The organism is Oceanobacillus kapialis (assembly GCF_044790185.1).
Taxonomy (GTDB): domain Bacteria; phylum Bacillota; class Bacilli; order Bacillales; family Amphibacillaceae; genus Oceanobacillus_B; species Oceanobacillus_B kapialis.
In genome coordinates this window covers 2,724,918-2,740,123 of sequence record NZ_CP085256.1, presented here as the reverse complement: position 1 = coordinate 2,740,123, position 15,206 = coordinate 2,724,918, and the positions used below count along the sequence as shown (strand labels likewise).

15 protein-coding genes are annotated in these 15,206 nt (G+C 40.8%); 6 read left to right on the top strand and 9 right to left on the bottom strand.

All coding sequences use genetic code 11. The features are described from left to right. Nucleotides 1–51 precede the first annotated feature (51 nt). The 5 genes from LG273_RS14250 to LG273_RS14230 all read right to left on the bottom strand — a co-directional run bounded on the left by LG273_RS14250 (nucleotide 52) and on the right by LG273_RS14230 (nucleotide 4,865). Complete coding sequence (locus tag LG273_RS14250) at nucleotides 52–987, bottom strand: glycosyltransferase family 2 protein (protein WP_404454662.1); 936 nt, start codon at nucleotides 985–987, stop codon at nucleotides 52–54. After that, nucleotides 984–2,021 (bottom strand): dTDP-glucose 4,6-dehydratase, encoded by a 1,038-nt coding sequence (gene rfbB / locus LG273_RS14245; protein ID WP_404454659.1) that lies wholly within the window; start codon nucleotides 2,019–2,021, stop codon nucleotides 984–986. The genes LG273_RS14250 and rfbB overlap by 4 nt, the downstream gene beginning before the upstream one ends. Continuing rightward, nucleotides 2,018–2,944 carry a glucose-1-phosphate thymidylyltransferase RfbA gene (gene rfbA, locus LG273_RS14240; RefSeq protein ID WP_379562654.1) on the bottom strand — a complete coding sequence of 309 codons (927 nt, stop codon included), beginning with the start codon at nucleotides 2,942–2,944 and terminating at the stop codon, nucleotides 2,018–2,020. The genes rfbB and rfbA overlap by 4 nt, the downstream gene beginning before the upstream one ends. Before the next feature lie 134 nt (nucleotides 2,945–3,078). Beyond that, entirely contained in the window at nucleotides 3,079–3,615 is a 537-nt protein-coding gene (locus tag LG273_RS14235; protein WP_404454656.1) for a hypothetical protein, read from the bottom strand. Nucleotides 3,616–3,710: 95 nt separating this feature from the next. Beyond that, a complete protein-coding gene (locus LG273_RS14230; RefSeq protein ID WP_404454653.1) occupies nucleotides 3,711–4,865 on the bottom strand; it encodes an acyl-CoA dehydrogenase family protein in 1,155 nt (384 codons plus the stop codon). 592 nt (nucleotides 4,866–5,457) lie between these two features. Between LG273_RS14230 and LG273_RS14225 the strand changes: the two genes are divergently transcribed. The 6 genes from LG273_RS14225 to asnB all read left to right on the top strand — a co-directional run bounded on the left by LG273_RS14225 (nucleotide 5,458) and on the right by asnB (nucleotide 13,294). Further along, nucleotides 5,458–6,474, top strand: a complete 1,017-nt coding sequence (locus LG273_RS14225; protein ID WP_404454650.1) for an ABC transporter ATP-binding protein — start codon at nucleotides 5,458–5,460, stop codon at nucleotides 6,472–6,474. Then, on the top strand, nucleotides 6,461–7,390 hold the full coding sequence (locus LG273_RS14220) for an ABC transporter ATP-binding protein (RefSeq protein ID WP_404454647.1): 930 nt from the start codon (nucleotides 6,461–6,463) through the stop codon (nucleotides 7,388–7,390). Before LG273_RS14225 ends, LG273_RS14220 begins: the two co-directional genes overlap by 14 nt. 7 nt (nucleotides 7,391–7,397) lie before the next feature. Then, complete coding sequence (gene opp4B / locus LG273_RS14215) at nucleotides 7,398–8,360, top strand: oligopeptide ABC transporter permease (protein WP_404454644.1); 963 nt, start codon at nucleotides 7,398–7,400, stop codon at nucleotides 8,358–8,360. A 27-nt stretch (nucleotides 8,361–8,387) separates the two neighbouring features. Beyond that, nucleotides 8,388–9,296 (top strand): ABC transporter permease, encoded by a 909-nt coding sequence (locus tag LG273_RS14210; RefSeq protein ID WP_404454641.1) that lies wholly within the window; start codon nucleotides 8,388–8,390, stop codon nucleotides 9,294–9,296. 156 nt (nucleotides 9,297–9,452) lie between these two features. Further along, on the top strand, nucleotides 9,453–11,288 hold the full coding sequence (gene opp4A / locus LG273_RS14205) for an oligopeptide ABC transporter substrate-binding protein (RefSeq protein ID WP_404454638.1): 1,836 nt from the start codon (nucleotides 9,453–9,455) through the stop codon (nucleotides 11,286–11,288). Between the two features lie 158 nt (nucleotides 11,289–11,446). Beyond that, nucleotides 11,447–13,294 carry an asparagine synthase (glutamine-hydrolyzing) gene (gene asnB / locus LG273_RS14200; RefSeq protein WP_404454635.1) on the top strand — a complete coding sequence of 616 codons (1,848 nt, stop codon included), beginning with the start codon at nucleotides 11,447–11,449 and terminating at the stop codon, nucleotides 13,292–13,294. On the opposite strand, the gene LG273_RS14195 is transcribed toward asnB, so the two are convergent. From LG273_RS14195 to LG273_RS14180, 4 genes are all read right to left on the bottom strand, one after another. Further along, complete coding sequence (locus LG273_RS14195; RefSeq protein ID WP_404454633.1) at nucleotides 13,270–13,680, bottom strand: hypothetical protein; 411 nt, start codon at nucleotides 13,678–13,680, stop codon at nucleotides 13,270–13,272. The genes asnB and LG273_RS14195 overlap by 25 nt on opposite strands. A gap of 110 nt (nucleotides 13,681–13,790) precedes the next feature. Beyond that, complete coding sequence (locus LG273_RS14190) at nucleotides 13,791–14,666, bottom strand: IS3 family transposase (protein ID WP_404459555.1); 876 nt, start codon at nucleotides 14,664–14,666, stop codon at nucleotides 13,791–13,793. A gap of 11 nt (nucleotides 14,667–14,677) precedes the next feature. Continuing rightward, entirely contained in the window at nucleotides 14,678–14,980 is a 303-nt protein-coding gene (locus LG273_RS14185; protein ID WP_379561701.1) for a transposase, read from the bottom strand. A gap of 66 nt (nucleotides 14,981–15,046) precedes the next feature. Then, nucleotides 15,047–15,178, bottom strand: a complete 132-nt coding sequence (locus tag LG273_RS14180; RefSeq protein WP_404454630.1) for a hypothetical protein — start codon at nucleotides 15,176–15,178, stop codon at nucleotides 15,047–15,049. Nucleotides 15,179–15,206 lie beyond the last annotated feature (28 nt).

Here is a 15,206-nt window from a genome sequence, read left to right as displayed (position 1 = left end):
CTAAGTATAAAAGCTGCTGCAATTACTACTGTGAGTGGTGCTACGAGCTATTCAAGCATGCTCATCACGTTGCTTGTCTGTTGTGTCGCGTATAAGATAGAGTGGACGAGCCTTTGTTTCATTGAAAACTTTCCCGATGTAAAGACCGAGGATGCCTAAATTACAAAACAGCAATCCTCCAAGAAAATAGATGGATACCATGACACTGGTCCAGCCCTGCACAGGCTCCGCCAGGAAAAAATAGCGAAAGAACAAGTAAAGCCCGTAAAGTAAAGAGGCGCTCGCGATCAGAAAGCCGAACTGGATCGATAATCGTAATGGCTTATTAGATTGCGAGATAATGCCATCTGTTGCTAGTGTTAGCAGTTTTTTCAGGTTGTAGGAGGATTTTCCTTCTTTTCGTTCATTGTGTTCTATTTCAATGGACGTGGATGGGTAGCCCATCCATTGGATAAACATAGGGAAAAAGCGATTTTGCTCCCGCATGCTCTTATATCCTTCGACAACCTTCCTGGAACTAATGCTAAAATTGGCAACCGTATGGTCGGATGATTGGCCCGTAATATAATCGTATAGACGGTAAAATAGCTTGGAGGAAGTTTTTTTCGGCCAGCTATCATTTCGACGAACCCTCCGGCCGAATACCACTTCATAGCCTTCAAGCGCTTTTTCATAAAGCTTCGGAATTTCTTCAGGACGATCCTGCAGGTCACAATCCATTACGACAACCCAGTCTCCCTTGGCGTAATCAAGCCCTGCTGTGATGGCATGGTGCTGGCCAAAATTCCGGGCAAGGTCGATTCCTTTCACGTTCGGGTTAGACTCATGTAGTTCACAGATCTTGGTCCACGCCCCGTCAGGACTTGCATCATTAACAAAAATTATTTCATAGTCGGCTGGGATTTTTGTGAAAACAGATGCAAGTCGGCTGCTTAGCTCCTTAAGACAGGTCTTACAGCCATAGACCGGGACAACTACTGAAATCATGGGGTGGTGACACCTTCCCATTGCTCCACATACCAACGTACGGTTTTTCGTAAACCAGAGGACAATGCTTCCTGCGGTTCCCAGCCTAAATCCTGACGTAGCTTGGTATCATCAACTGCGTACCTGCGATCATGACCAAGACGATCCTTTGTATGTGTAATCAGTTCTTGAAAGCTTGTTAGCGATGTTACTTGCAATAGCTCAGGCTTTATTTCATCGAGCATGCTACAAACTGTCTTTGCAATCTCGAGGTTTTGCACTTCATTTCCGCCCCCAATGTTATAAGTAGAGAAGGGGGGAGCATGATGAAAAATAGCATCCAACGCTCGGCAGTGGTCTTCCACATAGAGCCAGTCGCGAATGTTTTTTCCATCGCCGTAAATTGGTATCTCTTCAAGCTTAAGAGCTTTGGAAATAATGGTAGGAATAAGCTTTTCGGAATGTTGTCTTGGGCCATAGTTGTTCGAACTACTGGAAATAACGATATTCATACCATACGTATAGCCAAAGCTTTTTACGAGGAGGTTCGCCCCTGCCTTTGAAGCACTGTAAGGATTTCTTGGGTCGTATGGCGTATCCTCGGAAAATTTACCTTCTGCGCCAAGGGACCCATAGACCTCATCAGTCGAAATATGATGGAAGCGTCTTTCTTTTAGGACGCCTTTTTCTTCCCAGTCCTGTTTTGCCACCTGCAAAAGGGTTAACGTACCAAGCACATTGGTTTGCACGAACTGTTTGGAATCCTGGATAGAGCGATCTACATGAGATTCTGCAGCGAAATGTATCACGCCATGGATGTCATATTTGGTGAAGATACGCTGGACTAACTGCTCATCGGCAATATCTCCTTCTATAAAAGTATAGTTAACAGCACCTTCAAGAAGATCCAAATTTGCAGTATTCCCAGCATAGGTAAGCTTATCTAAGTTTACTAGATGGTAGTTTTGATAGGTTTCATGCATATAACGGAGGAAATTGGAGCCGATAAATCCAGCTCCTCCCGTTATTAGCAAGACAGGCTTTTGTGCGTTCATTCAACCAACCCCAGCATCGGATTTCGATCAATCGAATCCCAGTATTGTTGTGTGTGCTTTCTTTCCGCTATTTCTAGTAGATACTGCCCATAATCATTCTTTTCCATAGATTTTCCTTTATTGTAAAGCTGCTTTTGTGAAATATAGCCAAGATAGTAGGCTATTTCCTCCAAGCAAGCTAGCTTAAACCCTTGACGCTGCTGCGTAATTTTTACAAACTCAGAAGCTTCGAATAAGGATTCGTGCGTTCCAGCATCCATCCAGGCAAAGCCTCTGCCAAGCAGTTCCACATCAAGCTGTCCTCGCTTTAAATACTCTTTATTTAAATCAGTAATTTCAAGCTCTCCACGCTCAGATGGTTTCAGTTTTTTAGCAAGTTGAACCGATTTGCTGTCGTAAATATATAAGCCAGTCACGGCAAAATCAGATTTTGGATCTTTAGGCTTTTCTTCTAGCGAGATTACTTTTTGTCGGTGATCAAACTCTACGACACCAAACCGGCGTGCATCTTTAACACGATAGCCGAAAACGGTGGCATGGCGGTGCTGCTTTATTGCATTGCGCAATAAGGTCGTAAAGCCCTGACCGTAAAAAATATTATCACCAAGGATAAGGGTGACAGAATCATTTCCGATAAAATCCTCCGCGATAGTGAGCGCTTCTGGAATACCCTTAGGATCTTGCTGTTCCTTATATTCAAGTGTCATCCCAAATTGAGTGCCATCACCGAGCAATTCTTGAAATCGGGAGGTATCTTCAGGCGTGCTGATAATCATAATTTCTTTTATTCCACCAAGCATCAGAACAGACAGCGGATAATAAATCATCGGTTTGTCATATACGGCAAGCAAATGCTTATTAATACTATCTGTACTAGGAGATAATCGCGTTCCACTTCCACCAGCTAAAATAATACCTTTCATGTTTTCCTCCCCTTTAAACCAATCTAGTTTTTGTGCGTATTTTACATAGTAAATCTTGTATACTATTACCTTTTTTGCAAATAGTTAATCTTACAGTTAGATTGCAGTTTTGTTTCAGGGCCGGGAGGTGGAGGTTAGTGAGATGAGCGGTGGTTTATTAACCGATAGTGTAGTGCTATTAACCAATGCGGCTGATGAATCAACCAATGTTGCAGTTCAATCAACCAAAGGTGCTGAACAATCAACCAACAGCACTGGCCAATCGACCAATGCAGTTGATTAATCAACCAAATCGACTGCGGCTGAACAATCAACCAATGTTGCAGAGCAATCGACCAAGGAAGCTGATCAATCAACCAAAAGTGCAGTTCAATCAACCAATGCAGTTGATCAATCAACCAAAAGTGCAGTTCAATCAACCAATGCAGTTGATCAATCAACCAATGCAGCTGATCAATCAACCAATGCAGCTGATCAATCAACCAAAGGTGCAGAGCAATCAACCAATGCAGTTGATCAATCAACCAAAGGTGCAGAGCAATCGACCAATGCGGTTGCTCAATCGACCAGAGGTGCAGAGCAATCAACCAATGCAGTTGATCAATCAACCAAAGATGCAGAGCAATCGACCAAGTGGAGTGCGCAATCAACCAATGCGGCTGATCAATCAACCAATCATCCTATTAACCACTCACCCGCACCTACCCCCACCCCAAAATCCAAATAAAAAAGCCTCTGATCCCAACCGTCAGAGGCTTTCTCATCATTATTTCATCTCTCTCAAACTTTTATCAGCCAATTGCATGATTGTCATATCATCCATTGGTGGGTTATGAAGTCCTGCTCTGACATCACGATAATAACGTTGGAGCGGGTTCTGCCTGGAAAGGCTACGGGCTCCAGCAACACGCATTGCCAGGTCAACTGCTTCGACTGCTTTGTTCACAACTGACAGTTTAACGGCTCCAAGTGTTGGCTTCATACGATTACGAGCTTCCTCGTCAGAAGCATCCCACTCGTTTGCGACCGCTTGTAAAAAGTATGTGCTTTCCATTAACGCTAGTTCGATATCTCCAAGCTTTTGTTTAATATTTGGAAGTTCGGAGATAGTACCTTCCATACTGTTTGGAGAATAATTAGAGGCAAATTCAACAGCATGCCGCTGCGCAGCGCGGGCAATACCTAAGTAGCAGGCCGGTATATGGAGCAACCAGCCAGCAGCAGATTTTTTACCGGGTGTCAGATCTTCTACCAAATCATCCTTTTTAATAGGTACATTCTCTAAAATTAAATCATGACTGCCAGTACCTCTCATTGCAATTGAGTCCCATGTTTCCTTAACTCGAACACCGGGCAGATCACGTCTCACGAGAAAATTTCCTACGCGGTCCTCTTTTTCAATGGAAGCACTAACGACAATATAATCCAGGACAGGAGCAAGTGTCGTAAAGGTTTTGCGCCCATTTAATACCCAGCCATCCTCCTTTTTCGTTGCAGTTGTTTCTGGTTTGCCACCACGTGTTGGGCTGCCTGTTGCAGGCTCTGATGCTGCATTGTTAATGAGGGCGCCTGTGTTTATAACATCCTCAGCAAAGCGACGGTATTTCGCCTCATCCCATAGATTATTCTCACCAAGATGCTTCGTAATGCCCATATGCCACCCAACTGCAAGAGCAGTAGAACCATCAGCTTCGGCAATAAGCTGTTGCAAGGAAAGGAGTTCAGATAAGGAAATACCCGCCCCGCCATATTTTTTCGGAACAGTCAGTGCCGTATACCGGGCATCCTTCAACTCTTGAAAATTTTCAAACGGAAAACTTGCTTCCTCGTCATGCTTAGCTGCCCTTTCCTTAAATGGTTGAATAAGTTCTATTAAAGCGTCCTGGCGTTCCTCTTTTGATTGAAGTGTCATTAAGTTCATCTTTAAACCTCCTATTAAAAAATCTTATTGTTTTACTCGGATTTATACGTTTATTATTTCATGATGATTAAAATTTTACAAAAAAATTTAATCTAGTTAAAAAATATTAAATAGGAAGAAAAATAGTAGAAATAATTCTACAAAAAACGACGCCACAAGTGGTGTTTCTACCAAACTATCATGTTGTACTACCTAGATAAAAGTCCTTACAAACGACAGAATTCGGCAAAAAATAGAAATTTATACCTAGAAATTATGTGACAAGCTATTGCTTTTTTGAAAATATTCACTTATAATCACATATAATCTATTAAGATTTTATTAAGAATTTATTTCTTACACATATTTTCCTAGGTATAGAAAATAGCAGCTTCAAAAAGTGAGTGACCATATGGGATAACAAGACGTCGATTATACAAACAAAACGACTTAAATTTTCAGAAGAATTGAAAAAACGACGGAAATGGAAATATAGAAAACGCATTTTTTATACCGAAAATATTCAGAACGTTCATTCGATAACTAAAATTAGCACGAATCTTTGGTGATCCAGCCATATATAAAACTAAGAAATATTTGTAGGGGGATTAATTTGAGTAAAGAATTGTTAGAAATTAAAAACCTAAAAACATCATTTAGAATAAAAGATGACTATTATGCAGCAGTGGATGATGTGTCTTTAACACTGAACAGGAATGAGGTACTAGGGATCGTAGGTGAGTCAGGATCTGGTAAAAGTGCTCTTGCATTTTCCGTAATGGGCTTGCATAACCGCGCGAAGATTGAAGGGAATATTCACTTCAAAGGACAAGATATTGCGAATATTTCACCTGCCAAGCTAAATAAATTACGTGGTGATGATATGGCCATGATTTTCCAGGATCCACTTACTGCACTAAACCCATTGATGCCTGTTGGAGATCAGATTGCTGAGACGATTCTTCTGCATAAGAAAGATATGTCAACAAAACAGCGTAGAGAAAAGGTAATTGATTTACTCAATAAGGTAGGTATCCCTCGTCCGGAACATACGTACGAACAATTTCCACACGAGCTTTCCGGTGGAATGCGTCAGCGGATTATTATTGCAACAGCGATTGCAAACCAGCCAGAACTGTTAATCGCGGATGAGCCGACAACAGCACTTGATGTTACCATTCAGGCACAGATTCTTGATTTGATCCGTGACTTGAAAGAGGACATGAATGCAGGGATTATTCTGATTACACATGACCTTGGAGTTGTTGCGGAGATGGCAGACAGAGTTGCTGTTATGTACGCAGGTCAGATTGTAGAAATCGCGAATGTGGAGACGTTGTTTGAAAGCCCACAGCACCCGTACACAAGGTCATTGTTAAATTCTATGCCATCTGAGGATGAATCTCAGGATAAGCTACATGTTATTCAAGGTATTGTTCCATCTTTGCAGAACCTTCCACGTAAAGGTTGTAGGTTTGCAGCTCGTATTCCTTGGATTGATGAATCAGCCCATGAAGAAAGCCCGGAATTACATGAAATATCGCCAGGTCACTTTGTTCGCTGTACATGTCACAATCATTTTTACTTCCCAGATGAGAGCAAGGAGGAACAAGTAAATGGCGTTTCTTAAGGTTGAAGATTTAAAAGTACATTTCCCTATTCGTGGGGGATTGTTTAACCGTAAAATTGGCGCAATTAAAGCCGTTGATGGTGTGTCCTTTGAAATTGAGCAAGGTAAAACTTATGGCCTGGTAGGTGAGTCTGGATCAGGGAAAACAACAACGGGTAGAGCCATTGTTGGTTTAAATGATATTACCGAGGGCACGATCACTTATGAAGGTGAAGAATTAAATAAGAAAGGAAAGGCTATAGACCCTAGTAGAGATATCCAAATGATCTTCCAGGATCCATACTCTTCCTTAAACCCTAAAAAACGTGTACTGGACATCATTGCAGAGCCACTCCGCAATTATGAAAAGCTCTCTAGAAAAGAAGAGAAAGACCGTGTACACGAACTGTTAGAGCAAGTCGGACTAAGTCCTGAAAGTATTTTGAAATATCCACATGAATTCTCTGGTGGGCAACGACAGCGGATTGGCGTAGCAAGAGCGATTGCTCTAAAGCCCAAATTAATTATTGCTGACGAACCTGTTTCTGCACTAGATGTTTCCGTACAAGCACAGGTACTGAACTTTATGCAGGACATCCAGAAGGATTTAAATTTAACCTATCTTTTTATTAGTCATGACCTTGGGATTGTAAAACATATGTGTGATGAAATTGGCATTATGTACAAAGGCCGTTACGTTGAATCAGGCACAAAGCATGATATTTTTAACAATCCACAGCATATCTACACCAAACGATTGGTTGCTGCAATTCCAGACATTGACCCGAGAAAACGGGCTGAGAAGAAGCAATTTAGACAAGAAGTACAAACGGAATATGAGCAATCCTATAACGACTATTTTGATAACGAGGGCTTGGCTTACGGTTTACAATCTGTATCCGATACACATTTAGTAGCTTTGCCGGAGAAAGGTTGAATAGAACATGTGGAAATTCATAGTTAGACGACTTTTTATAACATTGCCTCAAATTCTTCTTTTAAGTGTATTAATATTCTTAATGGCCCAAATGATGCCTGGTGATGCATTATCTGGCTTGATTGATCCAAATATTGACCCTGCTGCTATTGAGGAGCAAAGGGAGAAACTTGGGTTGAATAATCCTTGGTACGAACAGTACGCGGATTGGGTTGGTGGTGCTTTACAAGGAGATCTTGGCCAATCATTCGTATTTAAAATGCCAGTTTCAGAGCTAATTGGACAGCGTCTAGTAAACACATTTTGGTTATCTGTAGCAACGTTAATTATTACGTATCTTATTGCAATCCCACTTGGTATAACTAGTGGACGTTACAATGATACATGGGCTGATCAACTAATTACCAGTTATACTTATGTAGGGTTTGCAACACCATTATTTATTTTTGCACTCGTCATGTTATGGGTGTTTGGGTATCAGCTCGGATGGTTCCCAACAAGTGGAAGTGTCGCCCCCGGTTCAGTACCTGGTACCTTCGACTATGTTATAAGTAAGATTACGCATTTGTTATTACCATCCATCTCCATGGCATTAATTACAGTGGTTAACACCGTACAATACTTAAGAAGTGAAATTATTGACACCAAGCAGAAAGATTTTATTATCACAGCAAGAGCAAAAGGTGCCTCTGAATCCAGAGTTTATAATCGACATATTTTACGAAACTCGCTTTTACCGATTGCAGCATTCTTCGGTTTTGAAATAACCGGATTAATCGGTGGAACAGTTTTTATAGAAAATATTTTTGGATATCCGGGGATGGGGCAATTATTTCTTCAATCCATCACACAACGTGACTATACCGTCGTGACATCTGTTGTTTTATTGTTTGGAATAGCTTCTATTCTAGGTGCATTGATTTCCGACATCATATTAAGTCTTGTTGATCCGCGAATCCGTATTAAATAGAAATCGATTGACTCTGAGGTGAAAAAAATGGAATCAAAAGTAGTGAAAACCGATGGTGCTTCGCAACCAGTGACCAAAAGTCCTTCTGGTTTCAGTATCATATGGCGTGAAATTGTTCGAGACAAAATCGCTTTAATTTCTTTGATTATACTAGTGTTAATATCCGCAACAGTATATGGAGTATCCCTATTCCTTGATCAAGAGGAAATCGTAACAGTAGATTTATTTGCTATCCATCAAGCACCAAATGATGAGTTCATTCTTGGTACAGATTATGGTGGTAGAGATATATTCGGTCAGTTAATTATTGGTACACGTAACTCATTATCCATTGGGATTTTAGTTACCCTAATGACAGGTGTCATTGGAGTAGTTTATGGGCTTGTATCTGGTTACTTTGGTGGAACAGTAGATAATATTATGATGCGTATTGTTGATTTTTTCCTTGTACTACCATTTATGATGATTGCAATTGTTTTCGTTGCAATTGTTCCTAAATATGGAGTTATGTCATTTTCCTTAATTATGACAGCCTTTCTCTGGATGGGGATAGCCAGACTCATACGGTCAAAGGCATTACAAGAAAAAGAGTTGGATTATGCACAAGCTTCTAAAACACTTGGTTCCTCAAATTTTAAAATTATGATGACACAAGTGTTACCGAATTTAAGTTCTCTTATTATCGTAACAATGACACTTAACCTTGCTGCAAATATTGGGCTTGAATCAGGGCTTTCCTTCTTAGGATTTGGTTTTCCTGAATCAACACCTAGTTTAGGTACATTATTGAGTTATGCAACAAACCCACAGACACTTGAATTTAGATGGTGGATCTGGGTACCTGCAGCAATTCTGATTTTAGTATTAATGTTAAGTGTTAATAACGTTGGGCAAGCGCTCAAGCGTGCTACCGATGCAAGACAAAGAAGAGGGTAAACCATTAATAATTTCCCCCTTCAGGTAACATCCAAACATCGTTACCTAGCATTTTTACGACTAAACGTAAAAATGTTGAGTATATATTGTAGCAGTCCGATTTATTCTAACGGTCTGTTACGCAAAAAGAAAGGCAAAAAAAGGGAGGTTATTAGGATGACAAAAGCAAGTTGGAGTAAAGCGCTATTTGCACTTATGCTTGTTTTGTTACTTGCGCTTGCCGCATGTAACGGTGGTTCTGAAGAGAGTGAAGGCTCTGGATCAGAAGGTAGTGGTGAAGGAAGTGGGTCTGAAAAGTCAGAAGATGGGCTATACTCAATAGATGACTTTAGCACAGAGAAAACAAATGAAGGGGAAGCAATCGAAGGCGGGGAACTTAACTATGGTATTGTGACTGACACCGCTTTTGAAGGAACGTTGAACTATAATTTCTATTCTGGAGCTCCAGATGCAGAAATTATTGCATGGTTCGATGAGCCATTACTTTCATGGGATGAAAACTACATCTATACAAACGATGGAGCAGCAACCTACAAAACTAGTGACGATGGAAGAGTTTTCACTTTTACTATCGGTGACAATGTAAACTGGCATGACGGAGAACCTGTTACTGCAGAGGACTGGGCTTTCGCTCATGAAGTAATTGGTGACCCTGAGTACCCAGGTGTACGTTACGGAGAAGACTTTACTAACATTGAGGGTATGGAAGAATACCACAATGGGGAAGCTGACAGTATTTCTGGTATCGAGGTCGTAGATGAGAAAACATTAAAAATAACATATAAAAAAGCAACACCATCTTTACTAACAGGAAGTATCTGGGCATATGCACTACCTAAGCATATCTTTAAAGATATTCCGGTAGCTGATATGATTGATTCTCCAGAAGTTCGTGAAAACCCAATTGGTATGGGACCTTTTAAAGTTGAAAGCATTGTACCTGGTGAGTCTGTAACTATGGTGAAAAATGAAGACTATTATAAAGGTGAACCAAAACTAGACAAAGTAACTGTAAAAGTTATTAATCCAAGTACTGTTGTTCAGGCACTTGAAACAGGTGAAGTAGATACAGTAGATAGCTTCCCTGTAGATCAATATCCTGATAATGCTGATATGTCTAATGTTGAATTCCTAGGAACTACAGATAAAGCATATACGTATATTGGATTCAAACTTGGTACATGGGATAAGGAAGCAAAAGAAGTTAAGCCAGATGACAGCAAGAAAATGGCTGATGTAAACCTACGTAAAGCAATGTGGCATGCAGTAGATAATAATGCGGTTGGTGAAAAATTCTATAACGGGTTGCGTTGGAATGCAACAACTTTAATTCCACCGTCACACCCTGAATTCCATGATACTGAAAACCCTGGTCTAGAGTACGATCCTGAAAAGGCAAATCAAATTCTTGATGATGCTGGATATGAGGATGTTAATGATGATGGTTTCCGTGAAACTCCAGATGGAGAAGAGTTGGTAATTAACTTTGCTTCTATGTCTGGTGGAGACACTGCTGAGCCATTAGCTAACTACTACATCCAGTCTTGGGAAACTGTTGGCCTAAACGTTCAACTTCTAGATGGTCGTTTACAAGAGTTCAATACTTTCTATGATCGCGTTGGCCAAAATGGTGATGATGATCCTGAAGTAGATATTTACCAAGGAGCTTGGACAGTTGGTAACGACATAAGCCCTGATGGTTTATATGGCCGTGACGCTCTCTTTAACTTCTCTCGTTATGCAAGTGAAGAAAATGATAAGTTCATCGAAGAAGGACTTTCAGAGGAATCATTTGATATTGAGCACCGTAAAGAAGTTTACAACGAATGGCAACAATTCATGGTTGAAGAAGTACCAGTATTCCCTACGCTGTACCGTTCAGTTTTAGTACCAGTTAATAATCGTGTACAAAATTACTCTATTGCGTTAGATTGGGCTCCAAGATATCATGAAATTAGTGTTAATTCTGAGGAAGCACAAACTGCTGAGTAAGCATATTAAAAAGAAGATCCTTTCGAGGGTCTTCTTTTTTGCATTTTTCCTCTAAATATTACTTTCTATTTTGGTAACCTAAGCTATAATCATACTTTTTCAGCATTCCGCATACAATGGTCTGTAACGACTTTTGCAACAGGAAAGGATGACACATTATGTGCGGAATTGCCGGCTATGTGGATTGGCATACATTTGTACGCTCAGAAAGATCAAACATAAAAAATATGACAAATACCTTGTCACTTAGAGGACCTGATGATACACAATTCTGGTTTCATCCGCATGCCGCTTTTGGACATAAACGTTTGGCTGTCGTGGACTTAGCTGGCGGCGTACAGCCAATGACAAGAAAATTTAATGGTTATCAATTTACCATTGTTTATAATGGTGAACTATATAATACAGAAGAATTACGTAATGACCTTATGAAAGAAGGCTTTCGTTTTCAAACGACATCGGATACAGAAGTCTTGCTTACAGCATATATAGCATGGCGGGAAAATTGTGTGGAACGTCTAAACGGTATCTACGCTTTTGGAGTATGGGATGAGGAGAAAAATCATCTCTTCATGAGCAGGGATCGACTGGGCGTAAAACCGCTTTTTTACTATGAAGCAGAAGGGCAGTTCATTTTTGGTTCTGAATTAAAGGCAATTTTGGCCCATAAGGATGTAAAGCCTGAGGTGGACCATACAGGACTTGCAGAGGTGTTTGGTCTTGGGCCATCACGAACGCCAGGGCACGGACTCTTTAAAGATTGTAAGGAGCTGCGTGCAGGGCATTCTTTAACTTTTTCCAAAAGTGGCCTAAAGGTTTGGCGATATTGGAATGTAGCAAGCAAACCGCATACTGATACATTGGAAGAAACCGCAGCAAAGGTAAGAGAACTTTTTGTCGATGCAGTACAAAGGCAGCTTGTGGCAGACGTTCCAGTATCAACCTTTTTGTCCGGGGGGCTCGATTCTAGTGCCATTACTGCAATTGCTGCGGAACACTTTGCTAGTGAAAAGCAACAACAGCTAACAACCTTCTCGATTGATTATGAGGGAAATGAGGAGCACTTTGTCGCTAGTAAATTCCAGCCATCAAGTGATCAGCCGTGGATCCAAAAAATGGTTACCTATAGTAAAACAGATCATCATGATGAGGTAATTAGTGGGGAAGAGCTCGCTACCCATTTAAAAGAGTCGGTCTATTTGCGGGACCAGCCTGGAATGGCGGATATTGATTCTTCTATGCTATGGTTTTGCCGGAAAATAAAGGAGCATACGACCGTAAGTTTATCAGGAGAATGTGCAGATGAAATTTTCGGTGGGTATCCCTGGTTCCATAACCCGCCTAGCAGTGAGGAAGCGAGCTTCCCATGGATGCGCTCCCTTGATTCGCGTATTGACCTATTACTTCCAGAATGGCAGGAAAAGCTGGATCTAAAAACATATGTGGAAAAACGTTATGAGGAAACGATTGCGGAGACACCTCGCCTTGATGGGGAAACAGAAGAGGATGCGCGAAGAAGAGAGCTCTTTTATTTGAATATGCATTGGTTTATGGCACAGCTGCTTGATCGTAAAGACAGAATGAGCATGGGAGCAAGCCTGGAGGTTCGCGTTCCCTATGCTGATCACAAGCTTGTTGAGTATGTCTGGAACATACCATGGGATATTAAAATGGTAGGGGACCGAGAGAAGGGAATTCTGCGAAAAGCAATGGAAGGAATTCTGCCAGATGAAGTGCTTTACCGCAAAAAAAGCCCGTATCCAAAAACATTTCAGCCAGAATATACAAAAGCAGTTGTAGCATGGATGGAAGAGATTTTAGACGATGAGGATGCACGTCTATTTGAATTTATGGACCGGGATAAAGTGAAAGCCATTTTGGAGAGTGAAGGAAAAGAGTTTAAAGAGCCATGGTATGGCCAGCTCATGAAAGGACCGCAGTTAATTGCCCATTTATGTCAAATCGATTATTGGCTGCGTACCTATAAAGTGGCTGTATCAGAATAGCTGGAAAGGCCTTGCGAGTTTGCAGGGTCTTTTATCTGTAAGAATAGGGTGTGAGAGTGGTATATCAACCAAGGAGTTTGCGCAATCGACCAATCCAGCAGTCCAATCAACCAAGGAGTTTGCGCAATCGACCATTGCAGCAGTTTAATCAACCAAGGAGTCTGCGCAATCGACCATGCCAGCAGTTCAATCAACCGAGGGGCCTGCGCAATCGACCAATCCAGCAGTCCAATCAACCAAGCACCCTTCGCAAACAACCAATCCAGCAGTCCAATCAACCAAGGAGTCTGCGCAATCAACCAATCCAGCAGTCCAATCAACCAAGGAATCTGCGCAATCGACCAATCCAGCAGTCCAATTTGGACTTCTGTCAAGAAAATGGACATTTTAAAATGGTGCTTGTTTAAAGAAAAATCCTACCGCACTTCGTTTGCTGCGTGATGAATAAATACAAAGTAAAAACCTCACTTTGTACTTATTCATCACAATGGTTTGTTTAAGAGGTTTTTTTCAGTATGCTGTTTTGGTAATGACGTTCAAAGTTATTAGGAGAATAGTACCCTAGAGTCGAGTGTCTTCTTTTCTCATTGTAACGATTACTAATATAGTAATTAATGGCTTTTATGGCCTCAGCACGCTTCTCAAACCGGACTCTGTATACAAGTTCTTTTTTTAACGTGGCATGAAAAGACTCTATACAAGCATTATCATAAGGGTTTCCAATTCTACTCATGCTTACTTCCATTTTCCTTTCTTTCAACACTTCCATATATCCATGTGAACAATATTGTGACCCTCGATCAGAATGGTGTATGAGTCCTTCACCTGGCTGGCGGGTAGCTATGGCCATTTTTAAAGCAGCTAATGGCAATTCCTTTTTCATATTAGGTGCCATACTCCACCCCACCATTTTTCTGGAAAATAAGTCGATAACTGACGCTAAATAAAGCCAACCCTCTATTGTCCAAATATACGTAATATCTGTGACCCAGGCTTTATTAGGAGCGTCTACAGTGAAGTTCTGGTTTAAGAGATTAGGATAGATCGGTAGATCATGATTTGAATCTGTAGTGATGATTATTTTTTCGGTTAGAGTAGCCCTGAGGCCCATCTCCTTCATCATACGGGCCACAGTTTTTTGACAAACCGTATAACCCCAATCTATTAAATCTGCGTGCACCCTCGGACTACCGTAGGTACCAAAACTTTCATGAAACGATTGGCTAATCTTTTGTTTGATTTCTTCTCGATATCTTTCTCTCTCTGTTAAATCAGCTTCTCTTCTACAAAGCCATTTATAATAACCACTTTTCGATACCTCTAGTACCTCGCACATCTTCACCACCGAATAATCCTCACAGTGATCGTAAATAAATTGATATTTTACTCTTGGTTTTTCGTGAAGATGTGCATGGCCTTTTTTAGAATTTCATTTTCCTCTTGGAGCTTTTCAAGCTCCTTTTTGTGGGCTTTCTTTAAAGCTTCATACTCAGATGGCGTTATATACTCTTGGGGTTGGTTACTTTGTAGTTTTTCTTTTCTATGTTTTTGTACCCACTTTCCTAGTGTGGAAGCCGACAGGCCAAGTTCGTAAGCTACATCTGTTATCTTCCTTCCCTCCTCTACAATTAATTTCACTACATATTCCCTGTACTCTTTATCATATTGTTTCCCCAAAGTGAACACGTCCTTTTATTATTTAGTTCATTATAAAACAAACCACTTTTCACATGTCCACTTTTTAGACTAACCTCAAATCAACCAAGCACCCTGCCCAATCAACCAATCCAGCAGTTCAATCAACCAAGCACCCTGCGCAAACAACCAATCCAGCAATCCAATCAACCAAGCACCCCACCCCCACCTAATCAACCAAGCACCCAAAAGGAGGATTATTCTAACTTATAGCGAA